Raw genomic sequence first — 19,607 nt, 5'->3', positions numbered from 1 at the left:
GCGGGCTTCTAAACTTCCCCCATGACCGTGATCCGCATCCTGTTCGTTCTGGCGGCGCTCTGCGCCCTCGCTCCGGCGGCGACGTCCGCCGACGCGCTTCATCTGCGCCTGGGCCTGGTCAAATATGGCACGGCGGCCTGGGAAGTGGACAGCATCCGGCGGCATCATTTCGACGGCGGCAACGGTATCGTCATCGACGGCGTCGAACTGGCCAATCCCGCCGCCGGCGAGGTCGCCCTGATGGCCGGCGGCGTCGACGCCATCATGACCGACTGGCTTTGGGTGGCCCGCCAACGGCTGGCCGGACAGCCGCTGACCTTCGTCCCGCATAACGCCATCCTGGGCGACCTCGTCGTTCCCGCCGACTCTCCCGTGCGGACGCTGGCCGACCTCGACGGCAAGCGTCTGGGCGTGGCGGGCGGCCCCATCGACAAATCCTGGCTACTCCTCCGGGCCTACAGCCGGAAATCCCTGGGATGGGACCTGGCCCAGCGGGCGGTGCCGGTTTATGGCGCGCCCCCGCTTCTCTCGCAGGAACTGGAAGCCGGACGCATCGACGCGCTGCTGACCTATTGGCCGTTCGCCGCCCGCCTCGGTTTGCGGGGCTACCGCAGCCTTTTCGCGCTTTCCGACGTCATCGCCGGACTTGGGCTCGACAATCCCGTCCCCATGCTGGGATTCGCCATCTCCGAATTGTGGATCTCCGGCCATCCGGGCGGCTTGCAGGCGTTTCTGGCCGCCATCGGGCAGGCCGACGCGGTAATGGCGTCCTCGGACGAGGAATGGCGCCAACTGGGCCCGTTGACCGCCGCCGAGAACGACGCCGTGCTGAGCGCTCTGCGCGACCGCTTCCGCCATGGCCTGGTGCCGACCTGGACGCCGGCCGGCCTCTCCCAGACCGCGACGCTGCTCGCCCTGATGGCCGAAACCGGCGGTAACGATTTGACCGGCGGCGCCCGGACCATTCCCGCCGGAACCTTCTGGACGGGGGACCGGCCATGATGCCGGCCGGACTGCTGCCCGCCCTTCGATGGCCGCGAAGGAACCCGCCGATCACGGCGCGGACGGGCCGACTGGTGCCGGCCCTTTCGATCCTTGCCGTCTGGCAGATGCTGGCGTCCGGATTGAACAGTCCACGGCTGCCCTCGCCCCTCGCCGTCCTCGAAATGCTGGTCGCCGAAACGCTACATGGACCGCTGCTCCATCATCTCGGCGTTACCCTGCTCCGTGTCGCCCTCTGCTTCCTTCTCGCCATGACGGCGGGCAGCGCTCTCGGCATCGCCATGGGCTCGTCGCAGCGTCTCAATCGCTGGCTCGATCCCTGGCTCCAGCTTTTTCTGAACATGCCGGCGATGGTGGTGGCCATTCTCGTCTATGTCTGGCTGGGCCTGGGCGAACCGGCGGCCATCCTGGCGGTGACGCTGTCCAAGCTGCCCAATGTGATGGTGATTCTGCGGGAAGGCCGCCGCCGCCACGACCGCGATCTGGCGGACATGGCCCGGGCCTTCCGCTTTCCGCGGAAAGCTCTGCTGTTCGACGTTCTGATCCCCGAATTGGCGCCGTTCTTCCTGGCGGCGGCGCGCTCCGGCCTGTCGCTGGTCTGGAAGATCGTCCTGCTGGTCGAACTGTTGGGGCGGTCGGACGGTATCGGCTTTCAGCTCAACGTCTATTTCCAGATGTTCGACATGACGCGGATTCTCGCCTATGCGGCCAGTTTCATGCTGGCCATCCAGTTGGTCGACGTCCTGCTTCTCTCATGGGTGGATCGCCATGTCGGTCGTTGGCAACGCTAAGCGGCTCTCCCTTTCGCTTCACGCCAAGCATTGGCCGGATGGCCGGCAGGTTCTCGGAGCCATGAATTTTTCATTGGCGGTAGGTGAAGTACTTGCCATTTCCGGACCTTCGGGCTGTGGAAAATCCACCCTGTTGTCCATCGTCGCCGGCCTGGACCAGGCTTTCGACGGCCGCCTCGAGTGGTCGGGCGGACAGCCACCCGGGCTCGGCATCGTTTTCCAGACTCCACGGCTGTTGCCCTGGCGCACGGTGCTGGCCAACGTCTCCCTGGGTCTCGCCGACGGCGCGAAAAATACATCGCCCGCCCGCCAAGCCCTGGCCGAGGTCGGCTTGAGCGAGGCGGCGGATGTCTATCCCGCGCGCCTCTCCCTCGGCATGGCCCGCCGTGTCGCGTTCGCCCGGGCCCTGTTGTCGGAACCCGATCTGCTTTTGCTGGATGAAGCCTTCGCCTCGCTCGACGACGAGGCCGCCGGAAAGCTGCGAGCCAGCGTGATGACCAGGGTGGCCAACCGCCGCATGTCCGTGCTGATGGTCACCCACGATCTCCGCGACGCCGAGGAGATGGCCGACCGTCTGCTGGTTCTGGGCGGAACGCCGGCCCGCGTCGTCGATGAAAGGGCGATGCCGACGCGGACGTCGGCGCCGACCCTCACATCGACGGCCGTGCCGACTGATCGTTCATTTGCGAGAGGATCTTGCCCGCCTTGATGACCGCCTGGGTGCGCGAATGCACCTTGAGTTTTCTCAAAATCGCCGAAACATGGGCTTTCACCGTGCTTTCAACGATATTGAGCTCATAGGCGATCTGTTTGTTGGGTCGGCCGCTGACCAGCATTTGCAGAACGATGCGTTGCTGATGGGACAGTTGGGAAATGCTCTCGGCGAGTTTCATGTCGACGCGAATGGCTTGCCGCTGCCCACCGCCGATGGCGGTAGGCGGCGTATAGACGCCGCCGTCCAGAACCAGACGCACCGCCGCCACCATCTCGTCCTTGGACAGGGATTTCGGAATGAACCCCGATGCGCCGTAGGTGATCGCCTCGCGCACGGTCCCGACGTCCTCGGTCGCCGAAACGACGATGATCGGAACAGACGGCGCCGCGTTGCGCAGCGACATCAAACCGTTGAAGCCGTCCATTCCCGGCATGTTGAGATCGAGGAAGATGAGTTCGAGATTGTCGTCATCGATCGCCGCGACGGCCTTGTCGCAGCTGTCGACCTCGAAAAAGGCGTGATCGGCGAAAACCTCGGAGGCAACCCTCTGTAATGCTTCGCGAAACAGCGGATGATCATCCGCAATCAATATGGTCGCACTGTCGTTTTCTGACATCTCTCCCATCCCTAGCTTATTGTTCTTTAGGTCATTGTCCCAAGGACCTGGGGTGGGGAAATAGAAAAAACAAGAGTGCCGCACCTATATCTAGAGAAAGAATCGATCAGGAAACCGTATAACCACACTCATCCTAAAGTCTATACACAGACCGGTTGCACAGCTCTTATTTTCCAGATGAAATATATGGAACAGATACCATAAAATTATTGCTGCAATGCAGCATTGTAATTTTCTTATATATTGGACAATCTCGACGACTGCTTACTAATGATCAAACGAAATATTTCTTCTTTTGGTAGAGGGAATAACCCAGGCATCGTCGCTGGATTGAAAGATCCATGGCATCGAACTATCGGGAGACGACATAGCGTGATCGGCAAAGTTTGCGCGCGGGCGATATTGCTCTTTGCCATGACATGCCTCATCGGTCATGCGGCTGGCGCGGAAACCTTGCAACCGGTGAATGCCGCCTATCTCGGCCGATCGCCGGATCCGGCCACCGACCCCGCCGGCCTGGGTTTCGACGGGGCGTCGCAGGCCATCGACGACGACAACACCACCGGGCAATTCGTCGGACAGCGTTTCTTGCTGAAAGACGCCAGACTTCCGGCCGACGGGGACCTGCCGGCGGCGTTCCGCGCCCTGACGGGAGAAGGCCAGCGCCTGATCCTGGTGGATCTGCCGGCGAAGGATCTGCGGGATTTGGCCGACCTGCCCGAGGCGAAGGGCGTGACGCTCTTCAATGTGCGCGCCACGGACGACGAATTGCGCGGCGCCGACTGCCGCCCGAACATTCTGCATACGGCGCCCAGCCGGGCCATGCTGGCCGACGCGCTGATCGAATATCTGATCGCGAAGAAATGGCCGAACATCTTCCTCGTCGTCGGCCCGACCGACGCCGACCGGGCTTATGCCGCGGCGATCAAACAGTCCATCGCCAAATTTCGCGCCCGGCTGGCGGCCGAGAAGGCATGGACCTTCGACCCTGGCGCCAAACGCTCCGACAGCGGCCATTACGCCGTCGCCGCCCAGGTCGCGGAGTTCACCCAGGGCGTGAGCTACGACATTTTGATCGTCGCCGACGAAGATGCCCAGTTCGGAGACTATCTGTCCTATGCGACCAGCTTGCCGCGTCCCGTCGCCGGCACCCAGGGACTGGTTCCCGCCGCCTGGTCGCGGCCGCACGACGAATGGGGCGCCAGCCAATTGCAGAACCGCTTCCGCCACCGTTTCAACCGCCCGATGGAAGCGCGGGATTATGCGGCATGGCTGGCGGTCCGCGCCGTCGGAGAAGGCGCCACGCGGACCGCCTCGACGGAGCCGGAGCGGATCGCCGCCTATGTGCGCGGCGATCAATTCCAATTGCCCGGTTACAAAGGCGAACCCTTGAGCTTTCGTCCATGGGACGGCCAGATGCGACAGGCCATCCTGCTGTCCGACTCGCATGTCCTGGTTTCGGTCTCGCCGCAGACGGGTTTCCTGCATCCGACCACGGGTCTCGACACGCTTGGCCAGGACCGTCCGGAAAGCCGATGCCATGCGCGATAACGCAGTCCCCTCATGCGAAAAGGATCCGGACATGCCATGCTGCCGTCGTCTCCCCGAGCTTTCCGCCGCCCTGGCCGCCTTGTTCTGGACGGCGGCGGCGGCGGGCGAAACGGTGCTGGTTTCCAACGAAAAGGGCAACAGCATCACCGCGCTGGACGCCGACAGCCTCGCCGTCATCCGCACGATCCGCGTCGGGCAGCGCCCCCGTGGCATCCTGTTGTCCAAGGACCACAAGTTTCTTTATATCTGCGCCAGCGACGACAACCGGATCGACGTTCTGGATCTCGACACCTACACCCTGAAGCCGCCGCTGCCGAGCGGACCGGATCCCGAGACCTTCGCCCTGCATCCGGACGGCAACCATCTCTACGTCTCCAACGAAGACAACAGCCTGGTTTCCATCGTCGACATCGCGGGAAGACGCATCGAAGGCGAAATTCCCGTGGGCGTCGAGCCCGAGGGCATGGCGGTCAGCCCGGACGGCAAATGGACGGTCAACACCTCGGAAACCACCAACATGGCGCATTTCGTCGACAACGACAGCCATCAGGTGGTCGGCAACGTCCTGGTCGACAGCCGCCCCCGGCATGCCGAATGGACATCGGACGGCGCGCAGGTCTGGGTTTCCTCGGAAATTGGCGGCACCGTCAGCGTCATCGACGCGGCCACCCGTCAGGTCGTTCACAAGATCGGCTTCGCCGTGCCGGGCGTTCCCAAACAAGCCATCCAGGCGGTGGGCATCGCCCTGACCAAGGATCGCAAACGGGCTTTTGTCGCCTTGGGGCCATCGAATCGTGTCGCCGTGATCGATATGGAAACCTTCGAGGTGGTCAAATATCTTCTGGTCGGCCAGCGGGTGTGGAATCTGGCCTTCAATCACGATGAAAGCCGGCTGTTCACCACCAACGGGGTCAGCAACGACATCTCGGCCATCGATGTCCCCAATCTGCGGGTGTTGAAATCGGTCACCGTCGGCAACCAGCCCTGGGGCGTGGTGGTGCGGCCATGACCGGACGGATGATTCTGGTCATCGTCTTCGCCGCGCTGCTCGGCCTGCCGTCCGGACGGGCCGCTGCCGCGCCCCCCTCTTCCGATCCCGACTGGCCCTGCGAGCAGGCCCTGGTGCCGTCGGTCTCGGCGGAAATGGTGTGGAGCGGCCCGCCGCTCGACGGCATCGGCGACTGGCGGAGCGATCCCACCGCCGCCCCCCTGGTCGCCGCCATCTCGCCCCGCGAGGTTCCCCTCGCCGAGGGGCTGGCGGCCATCGGCCGCTTCCTGCGGGCCCGCCCCCCGAACCGCACGCGCGCCATCAAACGAGCCGTCGCCGGGCTTCTCGAAGAGAACGCCACCGCCAGGACGCGGGTGATCGAGCATATCAAGATGCTGGCCGAGCGACAGCGCACCTTTGCCGGACTGGTCTCGGAGATGGCGAACGAACGGGAAAAGGCGGGCCAGGGCGCCAGCGCCGAGCTGACGGACCGCTGGACCCTCACCCAGAGGACCTATTACGAGGCGCAGCGCACCCTGCGCTATGCCTGTGAAATTCCGGCGGAACTCGACCAGCGGCTGGGGGCTTATGTGCGGGCCCTGCAGGAGGGTATCCGCTGAAACGGATTTCTCATGGGGGCGAACCGTCGATCCGTGCCGTTCGCCGATATCAAACGACAAGCGAGGGAGACGCCGCATGACAAGACGTATATCCGCCGGCCGTTGGCTGTTTTGTCTGGCCACGCTGTTGCCGTCCGCGGCGGCGATGGCGGAAACGTCCGTCGTCCCGCCTGACACACCCGCACAGATCGCCCTGTTCGACAGCGACCATCTGGGCAACATCACGGCGCCGGTCCGCCTCGATTACAGTTTCGTCCGCCAAGGCGATCCGGCGCGAACCTACGATGACCGCGTGAGCGCCGACATCCGGACGCTTCGCGACAACGGCGGAAAAGATGTGTGGACCGACTTCCTGAGCGGCGACCGGCGGATGCCGACGCCGCCGGTGAGCGGGTTCCACGGCAATCCCCTTTTGATGTTTTTCCTGGAACATGACGTACTGGAGATGCGCCAGGAAACCGGCCGGCCGGCAACCTATTTCCGCAACCGCATCCGCCGGGCCTTTCTCGACGGCGCGCAGGTCAGCCAAATCACTCTTGACCTTCAAGGCCGGACGGCCCCCGCCACCGAAATCGACATCACGCCGTTCCGCGACGATCCGGCGCTGACCGAACTGCCCACCGTCGCCGGCAAGAGCTACCGTTTCGTCCTGAGTGCCGAGGTTCCGGGCACGCTCTACCAGATCAGTTCGCACGCGCCGCCATCCGCCGGGGCGGCGGGCATCGACGAAGTGATGACCTTCGCCGGGAAACAGCCATGAAAGCCGCTTGGCGAGCGGCGGGGCTCGTCCTGCTCTGGCTGTTCGGCGCGGCGGCGAGCACGGCCGCAGCCGCGCAGCGGACGGAGAAGATCAACGACTACCCCACGGCCGAGCGCGCCGATTACGTGCTGGGCTGCATGGCGGCCAACGGCAACAGCCGCATGGCCCTGCTGAAATGCTCCTGCGCCATCGACGCCATCGCCCGGACCATGCCCTTCGCCGATTATGAAAAGGCGCAGACCGCGCTTGGCATGCAGGCGGGCGGCGGGGTCGGCGGCCGGGTCGGCCTGTTCCGTGATCCCCCGGAATTGAAGCTGTTGATCGAAAAACTGCACCGCGCCCAGGCCGACGCCGACCTCACGTGCTTTTGACATGAACGGAAAAGGAAACCGACAGATCGGTCGAAGGCGGGTCCTGCAGGGACTGGCGGCCCTGCCCTTCGCCGGCATCGCCCGCGCGAGCACCGGCGACACCCCCCTGGAAATGCGGGAAATCGCCCCCGGCGTATTCGTCCATCAGGCCCCCTACGAGGAGGCCACGCCGGCCAATCGGGGCGACATCGCCAATCTGGGCTTCATCGTCGGAGATCAGGCGGCCGCCGTCATCGACAGCGGCGGCAGCCTGCGGGAGGGCAAGGCCCTGCTGGCGGCCGTCCGCCGCGTCACCGACCGCCCCGTCGCCTATGTGATCAATACCCACTTCCACCCCGATCATATTTTCGGCAACGCGGCCTTTCCCGTTGCCCGCATCGTCGGACATCAGCGCATGGCCGCCGCCCTCAAGGACCGCGGCGCCTATTACCGGCAAACCCTGGACCGCGATCTGGGAGAGGTGGCGGCCGGATCGGCGGTGGTGCCGCCCGATCTGGCGGTCACGGACAGCCTGGGCTTGGACCTGGGCAACCGGCGGCTGCTGTTGCAGGCATGGCCCCCCGCCCATACCGATTGCGATATGACGGTGCGCGACGAGCGGACGGATAGCTGGTTCCTGGGCGATCTGCTGTTCTGCCGGCGCATGCCGACCATCGACGGCAGCCTGCGCGGCTGGATCGCGCGGCTGGAGCAACTGCGCGCCATTCCGGCCGCCCGCGCAGTACCCGGTCACGGTCCGGCCACTGTTGCCTGGCCGGACGCCACCGACCCGCTGCTGCGCTATCTGACCGGCTTGTCGGACGAGGTGCGCACGGCCTTGAAGAATGGCGTCAGCCTCGCGGAGGCCACCGGGACCGTCGGCCGGGACCTCAAGGCCGACTGGATCCTGTTCGAGACCGTCCATCCGCGCAATGTCGCCGTCGCCTTCGCCGAACTGGAATGGGAGTAATCCGGCCACGGATGCCTCTCGCGAAGCAGGAGGAAACAGAAATGCGATCATCGAAGCCCGTCCTCGCCGTCCTGACCCTTCTGCTGACGGGATTGACCGTCCCCTGCCCAGCCGTGGCCGAAGACGGGGCCGCCGCCGAAGCCCGCTGGGAGGATATCCGCTCGGCCCTGTTCAAAGGCAAAACGCTGATCGACGGCTCGGACGTCCTGGAACTGCAAGCCCCGGCCCGGGCGGTGGAAGCGGCCCTGGTGCCGGTCGGCGTCCATGTCAAATTTCCCCAGACCGCCGAACGCTACGTGACTTCGCTCAGCCTGGTCATCGACGAGAATCCGGCGCCGCTGGCCGCCGTTTTCCATTTCACCCCGGACAGCGGACAGGCCGATATCGAAACCAGGCTCAGGGTCAACGACTACACCTATATCCATGCGGTCGCCGAAACGAACGACGGCAAGACTTACGTCGTCAGAACCTATGTGAAAGCGGCCGGAGGCTGTTCAGCCCCGATGAGCAAGAACGCCGAGGCCGAAGCCGGCCATCTGGGGGAAATGAGATTTCAGCAGATCGGCGCGTTTCAGCCGGATGTGCCCAACCGCGCGCAAGTGATGATCCGCCACCCCAACAATTCCGGCATGCAAATGGACCAGATCACCCGCCTCTATCTGCCGGCGCACTATGTCCAATCCATCGCCGTCACCCTGGACGGCAAGCCGGTCCTGGCCATCGACGCCGACATCTCGCTGAGCGAGGATCCGCATTTCCGTTTCTTCTATCTGCCCCATGGCCCAGCCACCCTGAAGATCAGCGCGAGGGACAACCTGGACCAGACCTTCTCCGGAAGCTGGGCGGTGGGACCGGCGGGGCGTTGACGGCCAAGCGGAAGGCCGGCATCGAGCCTTCTTGGATAGACACGAGAGGCATCGGCGGCGCTCGGATTAAGAAAAATCTCCCCTCGCCCCTTGAGGGAGAGGGGACGAGCGTAAGCGAGCGGGGTGAGGGGATTTACGCGCGGACGCGCGGAAAAAGTGTGCGGAAACAAGCAAGTCTTTATGTCGCGCGGACGCTAAGCCCCCCTCACCCGCTCGCCTCCGCTCGCCGCCCTCTCCCGCAAAGCGGGCGAGGGTTTATCCTAACGCCGCCGGAGCCACTCGTATCAGAGCGGGCGGGCGCCGGTACGGATGATCGTTCCGACGTGATCGCCACGCAGCGCGGCGGTGAGCCGGCCCGGAACGAGCCCGTTGACGATCTGCACGCGCTCGATATGGCGGGCATTCGCCATCACCTCGGGAAGCGCACGGTCCACCGGCAACGTGCCCTCGAACTCCACCAGATCGGCGGCGCTCGTCTCGCGGATCAACTGCGCCTTCTCACCACCGGGGCCGTGGGGATCGCTGGTGTAAACCCCGTCCACGTCCTCGACGATCGTCAGTCCGGCCGCGCCGAGCGCGTCGGCGAGCAGAAACGCGCCCGTGTCGGCCCGGTGAGGCGGAATGCGCGAGGTCGGGAACTCGTGGTGGTGATAAGGAGGAAAAGCGCTTCCCACCACCGCGCGAGCCGCCGAAAGATGGATCGCCAGCTGACTCGAGATGGTGGGATGTTCGACGTAGGAAACCCCCTCGGGCGCGAGCAGCGAGGCGAGAATGTGGCCGTTCTGCCCGGCCTCGCTCGCGGCGAGCGGAGCGAGCGAGCCGACCGGCAGGCCGAGGTCGAGGCCGACGCCATAAAGGTGGCGGGCGCGGATGCCGGCACCGGTCAGGATCAGCAGACGATGCTCGGGCAGCAGTTTCCGCAGCTCGTCGACGATCGGGAGAATGGCGTCACGGCCGCGGTCCATGATGGAACGGCCGCCGATCTTCACGACCTGCAGCCAGGGGAGGAGCCGGATCGGGCGAACGCCGGCGACGGGACGGGTAAGATCGCCGTCGAGGAGGGTCTGGCGCGCGAGCGGCGAAGCGACGTGCTTGATGCTATTGGTGGATTCGGACATGGCAGTGGTCCTCTAGCTCGCGGTGATGATGGTGCCGACGTGCTCTCCGGCGAGCGCGCGGGTCAGGTTGCCGGGGACGAGGCCGTTGACGACCTGCACCTGGCGGACGTGGCGTGCCGACTTGAGCAGGTCGAGCACCGGGAATTCCAGGATCGAGTCCTGCAGCCCCTTCGCCTTCATCTCGTCAACCGAGATCTTCGGGATGAAGGTGGCACCCTTCGATGTTTTCGGATTGGCGGTATAAAGACCGTCTTCGTCCTTCACATAGATCATCGCCTTGCAGCCGAACTGCTCGGCGACGAGGAAACATCCGGCGTCGGTGCGATAGGGCGGAATGACCCCCTCGGGGGCCGGGCGGATCCACAGCTTGTAGGGCGGCATGCCGCTGAAGATCACGGCATTCACCTCGGCGAGGTAGAGCGGCACCGAGGAAAGCCCGACATCGTCGACCACCGAGATACCGTGCTTGGCGAGGAGCTGTCCCAGCATCGCGGCGTTCTGGTCGGCAACCGAGGCGCCGAGCTGCGAGAGCACGCCCGCCGGCAGGTTGAGCCCGGCCGCGATCGAATAGAGGTGCCGGGCCCGGGTGCCCGCGCCGGTCCCGATAAGAAGCTTGTGGGTCTTGCGGGCGGCGGCGATCTCGTCAACGAGCGGGTAGAGCCCCGCGCGGCCCCGGTCGATAATGCTCTGCCCGCCGATCTTGATCACCGTCGCGTCCGGCTGGATCCGGAAGTCCGCCGCCGCCTCCGCCGCCGTTTGCAACTGCGCGTCGGTCAGGGATCGCTCCATGAGAAGCGCCTCGAGCTCTGCCGTCGTATTGGCCATGGGGGGGTCCTCTCCTTCGTTGTTACGATGCCTGTCGGCCCGGCGGGCCGGCAAACCCCACCGAGAAACCATACGCGCCGTTTCATACCTAGGCACGCACGAGAAAATGACCAATCCCCGCTGGCGCGTCAATCGAAGAATTAAAAAAATCGTTGTATTTCAATTCGTTATAACGGTTCAAGCTATAACGGTATCATGGGAAGCCCCACGTTCCCTAAAGCCGGCCGAAAACTCGACAATGCCGACCAGCGACGATCCGAACCGATCACCGCCCCCAAAAAAAAGCCCCCACCGGAGTGAGGGCCTGAGTTTTTTGGAGGGGAAAACATTCAATGCTCCATGAAGTTAGAGCCGAAGACAGCCCGTCGATATCCCCATTTGGGGACTGTCGATCATATTTTGACGAATTCGCTTTCGCTCATGATGGGCGTCCGCTCACGCGGGCCTGCGCATGCGGAACAACTGATTCGGACCGATGGAGAAATAATCGGCGGGTCCGCCGCCACGCAGAACATGTCCGGCGGCGGCCGTGTCATAAACGCCATCCTTCAGAAGCGCTTTCGCGATATGCACCTTCACCACCTCGCCGAGGACCAGCCAGGTGCCCACCCTGCTTCCGTCGGCGCCTTGCAATTCGATGATCTGGGTGCGACGGCACTCGAAACTCACCGGGCTTTCGCCGACACGCGGCACCGCGATCAGGTCGGATGGCACCGGCGTTAATCCGGCCAGCCCGAATTCGCTGACCTCGGGCGGTACCGCGGCGCAGGTCTGGTTCATCGCCTCGGCCAACGGACGGGTCACCAGGTTCCAGACGAATTCGCCGGTTTCCCCGATATTGCGCACCGAATCCTTGCGCCCGACGCTGGCAAAACCGACGATCGGCGGAATGTAGTTGAAGGCGTTGAAGAAGCTGTAGGGCGCCAGATTGAGATTACCGTTTCCGGCCCGGCTCGATATCCAGCCGATCGGCCGCGGACCGACGATGGCATTGAAGGGATCATGCGGCAGACCATGGCCCGCCCTGGGCTCGTAGCTGTGAATGGCGTCGGGCACGGATGAATGCTCCTTGCTGGGAGGGGAAGGAGATATTTGAAGCGTCGGAGTTCCCGAACGCCAAGACAATTCGCAGCCGTTCCATCGGCTCACCGCATCTTGGAAAGCGCCCGCCCCGCCCTATTTGATAGGAGATGATCCCTTTTTCCCTGCTCGACCTCTCTCCGATCACTCAGGGCGGCAATGCCGCCCTGGCCCTTCACAACACGCTCGATTTGGCCCGCCATGCCGAGGATTGGGGTTACCGGCGCTATTGGCTGGCGGAACATCACAACATGACGGGCATCGCCAGCGCGGCGACGGCTGTGGTCATCGGAACGGTGGCCGGCGCCACCAGGTCCATCCGCGTCGGGGCCGGCGGCGTCATGCTGCCCAATCATTCGCCCCTGGTCATCGCCGAGCAGTTCGGCACGCTTGAGGCGCTTTATCCCGGCCGTATCGACTTGGGCGTGGGCCGCGCCCCCGGTTCGGACCAGATCACCGCCCGCGCGCTCAGGCGCCATCTGGCCGGCGACGTCGATGAATTTCCCCGCGACGTTCTGGAGCTTCTGGATTATTTCGCGCCGGCCAAGCCGGGACAAGCCGTCCGCGCCGTACCCGGCGAAGGCCTGGCCGTTCCGGTGTGGATTCTGGGCTCCAGCCTTTACGGCGCGCAACTCGCCGCGGCTCTCGGCCTGCCTTACGCCTTCGCCTCGCATTTCGCGCCGGAGCAGATGATGGCCGCCGTCCAGATCTATCGCGAACGGTTCGAACCCTCGGGCTATCTGGCCTCCCCGCATGTCATGCTGGCGGTCAATGTTTTCGCCGCCGACGGCGACGAGGAGGCGAAAGCCCTGTTCAGTTCGCAGCAACAGGCCTTCGCCAATCTCCGCCGGGGCCAACCCGGTCCCCTGCCGCCGCCGGTGCCAGCCATCGAGAAGGTCCTGTCGCCGGCCGAGCTGGCCATGGTCGACCGCTCACTGGCCTGCCGGGCGGTCGGCTCTGCCGCCACCGTCGCCCGTGACCTGGCCGACTTCATCCGGCGGACCACCCCCGACGAGGTGATCGTCACCGGGCATATCTTCGATCATCAGGCGCGGCTGCGTTCCTTCGCGATCGCGGCGGAGGTCCTGCGCGGTCTCGACGAAAACGCCTTAGGCTCTGGGGCGAAATAATCGCTCCAGAGCCTAAGGTTTATATGACGCCTGCGCCTCCGGCTTCGCCGGGCGGGAGCGCCGCTCGGTAAGAGGGGCAAAAACGCAGGTGCAGCAATTATCAGTTTCGTCATGGCCGGGCTTGTCCCGGCCATCCACGCCGGGGGACGGCACAGGCGCTTCCATTGAGATCAGTCTATTGAATTAACATGATTTTTTTAAACCGTTTAAGCCTGAGAGGTTGCACGGCGTGGATACCCGGCTCAAGGCCGGGCATGACGATTTCGAGTTTTGCCGCACCTGCGTGCCCGCCCTTTTGCCCCTCTTACGCCGCTCGGGCTCTCAGGACGGGGACGTGACTATTTCGTCCCAAGTCCTAAGTCCGTCAGGACCGTTTCATCTTCATGCTGACGGAAACGACCACCGAGAGCAGGCAGCCGCCGGCCAGATAGGCTGCAACCGCATGCCAGGTGCCGTCGATGCCGAGCAGAGCGGTGGCGATGAAGGGCGTGAAACCACCACAGACGACGCTGGCCACCTGATAGCCGACGCCGGCGCCGCTGTAACGGTATTCAGTGCCGAAGAACGCGGTGAACAAGGGCTGCTGGACGCTGACTACCATGTCATGGGCGACATTGGCCAGCATGACCGAGAAGACCACGATCCACACGATGGACCGGGCCTCGAGGGCGAGGAAGAACGGAACCGACGACAACACGCCGATCACCGCCCCCGTCACATAGATGCGCTTCTTGCCGAAGCGGTCGGCCAGCGCCGCGAAAATCGGAATCGTCACGCAACTGATCGCGCCGACCAGCAGGCTGATGTTGAGAAACAGATCCCGCGACATGCCGAGATTTTTCGTCGAATAGGCCAGGGCGAAGGCGGTGACGATGTACATGCTGAACATTTCGGCCATGCGCAGCGCGATGATGAACAGAAAGCCCTCGGGATGCTGGCGCAGCGCGGCGATCACCGGAATCTTCACCTTGCGCTCGCCATGGACGCCGACCTTTTCGACGAATTCCCGGGATTCGTCCATGGTGATGCGAATCCACAGGGCGATGGCGACGAGGACGATGCTGAACACGAAGGGAATGCGCCACCCCCACGACATGAAGGCGTCGTTGTCCAGCGCATGGCTGAGAAGCGAGACGATGCCGGTGGCCAGAACCAGCCCGACCCCATAGCCGACCTGCACGCCGCTGCTATAGAAGGCCTTCTTGCCTTCCGGCGCGCTCTCGACGGCCATCAAGGCCGCGCCCCCCCATTCGCCGCCCACCGCGAAACCTTGCAGGGCCCGCAGGATGACCAGGGCGAGAGGCGCGTACCAGCCGATCTGGTCATAGGTCGGCAGCACGCCGATGAGGGCGGTACAGATTCCCATCATGCCGACGGTGATCACCAGCATGCGCTTGCGCCCCAGGTGATCGCCGTAATGGCCGAACACGATGCCGCCCAGCGGCCGGAAAAGGAAGCCGACGCCGAAAGTGGCGAAGGCGGCCAAGGTCCCCGCCGTCGGACTGACGTTGGGAAAGAACTGGCTGTTGAAGACGATGGCGGCGGTAATGCCATAGAGCAGGAAATCGTACCAATCGACGATCGCGCCGACGAAGCTTCCAAGTGCGGCCTTCCGAGAACGGCGCTCAGCAAGTGTTCGCTCCGAGACGAGACCCTCGCCTGAGGCCAAAGAGCCGGTTGCCATATTGCGTTTCCTCCAGATTTGTTATGACCCGCCACGTGTCGCCGGTTTGTCTTTTAGCGCACATGCCTTCTTTTTTTCTAATTGTTTGCCAGAAAATTTCTGAACATTCGATCGGCATCGGGTTTCGTGCCGATGAAAAGCGGCACCGCCGATCCTTCAATCCGACGAAAAAGGCCGGACGGTTTCCCGTCCGGCCAAGTGAGGCTCATGCGAACCGCGATTCCGTCGTCTGAAGAACGGAACAGGCCTCCGCAGGGAGCCTGACCTGCGGAGAAGGAAGGGCGTCCGTTAATGCCAAGCAACGGTTTCGGAGGCACCCCGCCCGGCGATTGAGGGCTCGGTGATCAGTTGCGATCACCGAGATTTGGTATTACGCGGCCAGATGATCGGCCAGAGCCTCCAGGGCCAGTTGGTAACCGATGGCGCCAAAGCCGCAAATCATGCCGACCGACACCTTCGACAGATAGGACAGATGCCGGAAAGTCTCGCGCTTGTGGATATTGGACAAATGCACCTCGGCCACGGGCAGTTCGACGGAGGTGATGGCATCCATCAGGGCGATGGAGGTGTGGGTATAGGCTCCCGCATTCATTACAATCGCGGCGAACTTGCCTTTCGCCTCGTGGATCCAGTCGACCAGTTGTCCTTCGTGGTTGCTCTGGCGACACTCGACCTGGTAGCCGAGCGCCTTTCCGCGAAGAATGCAGTCTTTCTCGATTTCGGCGAGCGTCACCTTGCCATATACCTTGGGGTCCCTGGTCCCAAGAAGATTCAAGTTCGGTCCATTCAGGACAAGGATGGATTTCGTCATCATTACACTCTCTCTGCTATCTCATACCAAGAACAGAACGCACTGTTCTTTAATTTTCTTCGTTGAAGTGGCGCAACATTCTCGCGATATCGGGCTTTACACCGGTGAAATGTTTGAATGCGTCGGCGGCCTGGAGGACTACCATCGCCCCGCCGCCGACCGTTCGGCAGCCGAGGGTTCTCGCCGCGTGCAGCAATTCGGTTTCGGCCGGAAAATAGATGATGTCCGCCACCCACATTTCCGGGCGCAGCAACGCGGTCGGCATGGGCAGACCGGGATGGCTGCTCATGCCGACCGGCGAGGTCTGGACCAACCCATCCGCTTTCTTCACGGCCTCGGCCAGGGCACTCAGATCGGGAATGACGTAGGCCCTGCCCTCGCCGAAATGCCGGACGAGGTTTTCCACCAGTTTCCCGCTGCGCGCCGCATCGACGTCATAGATGCCGATGTTGCCCGCCCCACCCCTCAGCAGAAGAGCGTGCGATGTGGCGGAACCGGCCCCGCCGGCTCCCAACTGGACGATTCTCTCGACGACCGCCCCCGGCAGACCGTCATGAAAACAGCCGAGAAAGCCCGAGGCGTCGGTGTTGTAGCCGATGCGTTTACCGCCCCGGAAGACAACCGTATTGACGGCGCCGACGCCGCGCGCCATGTCCGACATTTCATCAAGGAACGGCAAGATGAGTTGCTTATAGGGATGGGTGACGTTCAACCCGTCGAAGCCGAACCGTTCGGCGGCTTGCAGGACGTTGGGCAACGCCTCGCCGCCTGCGCCGAAACTTTCGAAGTCGATCGTGCGATAGACCAGGCGAAGCCCGAGCGCGGCGGCTTCCGTCTCGTGGATATCGGGACTGCGGGATTTTCTAATCCCGCTGCCCAGCAACCCGCACAAGTAGGAACGGCCGCTCCTGTCGGCGGGGAAAGGTACTAAAATGGCAGGGTCAGGCTGCATGACGATTACTCCGCATGAGCGCCGCTGACAGGGGCGCTCCCTTGCTCAGGAAAGAGAAGGTCCGCCCGTTCCCCCCTCACCCGGCGACGGATGAGGGGACAGTTTCACAAGCGGGCAGACCGGCTCGATGCGCTCAGTGGGCTGCCACCGAAACGGCGGGACCGATCGCTTGTTTCCTCGTCAGACGACCCTTGACGAAGGCAGCGATGATCCCGACCCCGATGGGCAGGCAGAGGAACCAGAAGATTTCTCCCATGGTCAGATGGAAGGCCAGCAGCACGGCGCCGACGGAAGCCCCGGAGATTCCGCCGAGACGACCGAAGAAGGTCACCCAGCCGGTTCCCGTTGCCCGCATCTCCGTCGGATAGAAGTTGGTGGACATCGGATACCAGGCGGTATGGGTACAATTGGTGGTCAGGCCGATGACGAAGATCATGACCATCAGGATCGGCAGGCTGAGCTTCACGCCCATGGCCGCGACGCCGAGCGCGATGGCGGCGAGAGCGCCGACGAACAACACCACGCAGACCACGCGATGCTGTTCCCACTTATCCATGGCCCAGCCGATGAAAATATTGCCGATGGTGCCGCCGACCTGGCCCATGGCGCCGATCAGGGCGGCATCGCCGACACTAAAGCCGACGTCCTTAATCAGGGTCGGCAACCAACTGTTCATCAGATAAACGGTCACCTGCGCGCAAAAGACGCCAAGCCACAACAGGACGGTCACCGAGAGGTAGGGAGGGGTGACGATCCTGACGAAGGGCACCTTGCTTTTGACCACGGCCTCGTTGACGAACTGGGTATTGGGACCAGCCGTACCGGGAGCGATCTTGTTGACGATCGCGCACAGGTCCCGGTGCCGGTCGGGATGCAGGGACAGGAAGCGGGGAGATTCCGGCAGGAAGAAGAAATACAGGACCGCAAAAAACATCGGCACGATGCCGCCGACGATCAAAATCGACGGCCAACCGTAGGACGCCAGCATGCCGGCGCTCAGGAAACCACCCGCGGCGGCCCCGACGGTAAAGCCGCAATAGGTCAAAGTGACGAAGACGGAACGATGCCGCCAGGGAGCGAACTCGGCCATCAAGGTTCCCGTGTTCGGTTGCGATGCGCCCAGACCCAATCCCGTCAGGAACCGCATGACCACGAGCATGGTCAGACTGGTCGACCAGGCGGTGGCAAAGCTCATGATGCCGAAGAACATGACGGAGCCGATGATGACCTTCCGCCGGCCGATACGATCGGCAATCGGCCCCCCGCAAAAGGCCCCCGTGGCCAAGCCGAACAGTCCGGCGACGAGGGCGGGCCCCAGCGCTTCGCGGGTAACATGCCAGTCATTGATCAACGAGGGCAGGATAAACCCGATAGCGACGATATCGAACCCGTCACAAACAAGGACACTGAACGCAAGAAGACCGACGCGCCATTGAAAGGCGCTTACCGCACTCTTGTTTAATAATTCTTGTAGATTTAGTCGATTTGCACTACCCGTCATTTGTGTCGACATTGTTTCCTCCTCAACACTTTATTTATTTGATGGGATTTCAAATCCTGTTTTTATATTGATATTTACAGCAGCCAACTCGGCCGGGGTGATCGCCTCCTCAACTCAAATGAAGGACGGAATTTTCCGTCCAACTTTCGCCTATAAAGAAGGACGGAAAATTCCGTCCAACTGCCGGCGCCAAAGATGGACCAATTTTTCCATCTTATTTTTGGGAGATTGAACCAAATTAGAATTTGATTCCAGTTTAAAGATCGCAATTTTTCGGGTCGATGTGGAAAAGCGATCATCCCGGACATGCGGCGATAAGCCATTGACGGACGCAAACCCAGGCAGTTTGATCATTTGCATGATCAGAATCACGTCCGACCCCGACAATAAACCCTCGATGAATGACAACGCCAGGCAGGAGCCCCCCTCCCGCCGGTCGAAGCGCGGGCGCAAACTGGATCCGGACGGCACCAGGCGGGAAATCCTGCGCGAGGCGCGCATCGAATTTGCCGAAAAGGGGTTCAGCGGCGCCCGCATCGATGACATCGGCGCCCGCACCAAGACCGCCAAGCGGATGATTTATTATTATTTCGGCAACAAGGAGGGACTTTACGTCGCCGCCCTCGAACAGGCCTATGCCGATATCCGGGCCATGGAGACCACGCTCGAACTCGACCATTTGTCCCCGGAACTCGCCATGTGCCGCCTGGTCGACTTCACGTTCGATTATGAACAGGAAAACACGGATTTCGTTCGCATCATCAGCAGCGAAAACATGAATTACGCGCAGTATTTAAAGCAATCCAGAAACGTGAAGGAACTGAACAGCAATATTCTGGATAGCGTTTCCCGAATTCTTGAACGAGGCTATGCCGAAGGAGCCTTTCGGCGAAAGCTGCGGCCGCTCGACCTGCATCTGATGATCATCAGCCTGTGTTATTACCGGGTATCGAACATGCACACCTTTTCGGTCATTTTCGACTGCGATCTCACCGACGCGGAAACCTCGGAACGACATAAGAAAATGATCCGCAACACTATCCTCTGCTATCTCTGCAGCGATGACGAACACCCCGGTACGGACGCCTGAAACATGAACCCGCGAAGGCGGAGATGGGGACATCGCTCAAAACATCAGGGAAGACGAATTATTTCCGCGCAATCCTTAGGGCGTGTCCTCAATTAAGCCAGACGACAGAGGCGGCCAGGTGAACGGCGGCGAGGAAATTCCGTGCGGTTTTGTCAAACCGTGTCGCAATGGCGCGAAATTGCTTGAG

General features: G+C 62.7%; 20 protein-coding genes and 1 pseudogene. 12 read left to right on the top strand and 9 right to left on the bottom strand.

Going from position 1 to position 19,607, the window contains the following annotated elements:
* The first annotated feature begins 21 nt into the window (after window positions 1-21).
* Genes CWS72_RS12480 through CWS72_RS12470 form a run of 3 tightly spaced genes read left to right on the top strand, consistent with a single transcriptional unit; the run spans window position 22 to window position 2,502 of the window.
* Entirely contained in the window at window positions 22-1,002 is a 981-nt protein-coding gene (locus CWS72_RS12480; protein WP_101250943.1) for an ABC transporter substrate-binding protein, read from the top strand.
* On the top strand, window positions 999-1,793 hold the full coding sequence (locus CWS72_RS12475) for an ABC transporter permease (RefSeq protein ID WP_241911706.1): 795 nt from the start codon (window positions 999-1,001) through the stop codon (window positions 1,791-1,793). Before CWS72_RS12480 ends, CWS72_RS12475 begins: the two co-directional genes overlap by 4 nt.
* A complete protein-coding gene (locus tag CWS72_RS12470; protein WP_158240630.1) occupies window positions 1,771-2,502 on the top strand; it encodes an ABC transporter ATP-binding protein in 732 nt (243 codons plus the stop codon). Before CWS72_RS12475 ends, CWS72_RS12470 begins: the two co-directional genes overlap by 23 nt.
* On the opposite strand, the gene CWS72_RS12465 is transcribed toward CWS72_RS12470, so the two are convergent.
* Window positions 2,444-3,124: a response regulator gene (locus tag CWS72_RS12465; protein WP_101251036.1), complete on the bottom strand. Its 681-nt coding sequence runs from the start codon at window positions 3,122-3,124 to the stop codon at window positions 2,444-2,446. The genes CWS72_RS12470 and CWS72_RS12465 overlap by 59 nt on opposite strands.
* Window positions 3,125-3,538: 414 nt before the next feature.
* Here CWS72_RS12465 and CWS72_RS12460 point away from each other — a divergent pair, with 414 nt between their 5' ends.
* The 7 genes from CWS72_RS12460 to CWS72_RS12430 all read left to right on the top strand — a co-directional run bounded on the left by CWS72_RS12460 (window position 3,539) and on the right by CWS72_RS12430 (window position 9,229).
* A complete protein-coding gene (locus CWS72_RS12460; RefSeq protein ID WP_158240629.1) occupies window positions 3,539-4,675 on the top strand; it encodes an ABC transporter substrate-binding protein in 1,137 nt (378 codons plus the stop codon).
* 31 nt (window positions 4,676-4,706) lie between these two features.
* Entirely contained in the window at window positions 4,707-5,684 is a 978-nt protein-coding gene (locus tag CWS72_RS12455; RefSeq protein ID WP_101251035.1) for a PQQ-dependent catabolism-associated beta-propeller protein, read from the top strand.
* A complete protein-coding gene (locus tag CWS72_RS12450) occupies window positions 5,681-6,283 on the top strand; it encodes a hypothetical protein (protein ID WP_101250940.1) in 603 nt (200 codons plus the stop codon). The genes CWS72_RS12455 and CWS72_RS12450 overlap by 4 nt, the downstream gene beginning before the upstream one ends.
* A gap of 76 nt (window positions 6,284-6,359) precedes the next feature.
* Window positions 6,360-7,043: a hypothetical protein gene (locus CWS72_RS12445; protein ID WP_101250939.1), complete on the top strand. Its 684-nt coding sequence runs from the start codon at window positions 6,360-6,362 to the stop codon at window positions 7,041-7,043.
* Window positions 7,040-7,414 carry a hypothetical protein gene (locus tag CWS72_RS12440; protein WP_101250938.1) on the top strand — a complete coding sequence of 125 codons (375 nt, stop codon included), beginning with the start codon at window positions 7,040-7,042 and terminating at the stop codon, window positions 7,412-7,414. The genes CWS72_RS12445 and CWS72_RS12440 overlap by 4 nt, the downstream gene beginning before the upstream one ends.
* A gap of 1 nt (window position 7,415) precedes the next feature.
* Window positions 7,416-8,363, top strand: coding sequence for a quinoprotein relay system zinc metallohydrolase 2 (locus tag CWS72_RS12435; RefSeq protein ID WP_101250937.1), 948 nt, complete (start codon window positions 7,416-7,418; stop codon window positions 8,361-8,363).
* A gap of 41 nt (window positions 8,364-8,404) precedes the next feature.
* Window positions 8,405-9,229, top strand: coding sequence for a quinoprotein dehydrogenase-associated SoxYZ-like carrier (locus tag CWS72_RS12430; protein ID WP_158240628.1), 825 nt, complete (start codon window positions 8,405-8,407; stop codon window positions 9,227-9,229).
* Window positions 9,230-9,513: 284 nt separating this feature from the next.
* Here CWS72_RS12430 and CWS72_RS12425 read toward each other — a convergent pair whose 3' ends face one another.
* From CWS72_RS12425 to CWS72_RS12415, 3 genes are all read right to left on the bottom strand, one after another.
* Window positions 9,514-10,347, bottom strand: a complete 834-nt coding sequence (locus CWS72_RS12425; RefSeq protein WP_101250935.1) for an amino acid kinase family protein — start codon at window positions 10,345-10,347, stop codon at window positions 9,514-9,516.
* 12 nt (window positions 10,348-10,359) lie between these two features.
* Window positions 10,360-11,172, bottom strand: coding sequence for an amino acid kinase family protein (locus tag CWS72_RS12420; protein ID WP_101250934.1), 813 nt, complete (start codon window positions 11,170-11,172; stop codon window positions 10,360-10,362).
* A 435-nt stretch (window positions 11,173-11,607) separates the two neighbouring features.
* Window positions 11,608-12,228 carry a flavin reductase family protein gene (locus tag CWS72_RS12415; protein ID WP_101250933.1) on the bottom strand — a complete coding sequence of 207 codons (621 nt, stop codon included), beginning with the start codon at window positions 12,226-12,228 and terminating at the stop codon, window positions 11,608-11,610.
* A gap of 134 nt (window positions 12,229-12,362) precedes the next feature.
* Between CWS72_RS12415 and CWS72_RS12410 the strand changes: the two genes are divergently transcribed.
* Window positions 12,363-13,382 (top strand): LLM class flavin-dependent oxidoreductase, encoded by a 1,020-nt coding sequence (locus CWS72_RS12410; RefSeq protein WP_101250932.1) that lies wholly within the window; start codon window positions 12,363-12,365, stop codon window positions 13,380-13,382.
* 364 nt (window positions 13,383-13,746) lie between these two features.
* On the opposite strand, the gene shiA is transcribed toward CWS72_RS12410, so the two are convergent.
* The 4 genes from shiA to CWS72_RS12390 all read right to left on the bottom strand — a co-directional run bounded on the left by shiA (window position 13,747) and on the right by CWS72_RS12390 (window position 18,330).
* A complete protein-coding gene (shiA, locus tag CWS72_RS12405; protein WP_101250931.1) occupies window positions 13,747-15,066 on the bottom strand; it encodes a shikimate transporter in 1,320 nt (439 codons plus the stop codon).
* A 370-nt stretch (window positions 15,067-15,436) separates the two neighbouring features.
* Window positions 15,437-15,880 carry a type II 3-dehydroquinate dehydratase gene (aroQ, locus tag CWS72_RS12400; protein ID WP_199175666.1) on the bottom strand — a complete coding sequence of 148 codons (444 nt, stop codon included), beginning with the start codon at window positions 15,878-15,880 and terminating at the stop codon, window positions 15,437-15,439.
* Between the two features lie 46 nt (window positions 15,881-15,926).
* Complete coding sequence (locus CWS72_RS12395; RefSeq protein ID WP_101250930.1) at window positions 15,927-16,829, bottom strand: shikimate dehydrogenase; 903 nt, start codon at window positions 16,827-16,829, stop codon at window positions 15,927-15,929.
* A gap of 133 nt (window positions 16,830-16,962) precedes the next feature.
* A complete protein-coding gene (locus CWS72_RS12390) occupies window positions 16,963-18,330 on the bottom strand; it encodes an MFS transporter (RefSeq protein WP_101251033.1) in 1,368 nt (455 codons plus the stop codon).
* Between the two features lie 358 nt (window positions 18,331-18,688).
* Here CWS72_RS12390 and CWS72_RS12385 point away from each other — a divergent pair, with 358 nt between their 5' ends.
* On the top strand, window positions 18,689-19,420 hold the full coding sequence (locus CWS72_RS12385) for a TetR/AcrR family transcriptional regulator (RefSeq protein WP_199175664.1): 732 nt from the start codon (window positions 18,689-18,691) through the stop codon (window positions 19,418-19,420).
* Window positions 19,421-19,508: 88 nt separating this feature from the next.
* Here the strand turns inward: CWS72_RS12385 and CWS72_RS12380 are convergent.
* A pseudogene (locus CWS72_RS12380) lies at window positions 19,509-19,607 on the bottom strand (IS5/IS1182 family transposase); the annotation flags it as partial.

Source organism: Telmatospirillum siberiense (assembly GCF_002845745.1).
Lineage (GTDB): Bacteria > Pseudomonadota > Alphaproteobacteria > Rhodospirillales > Magnetospirillaceae > Telmatospirillum > Telmatospirillum siberiense.
This window is presented reverse-complemented; position numbering and strand designations above follow the sequence as displayed.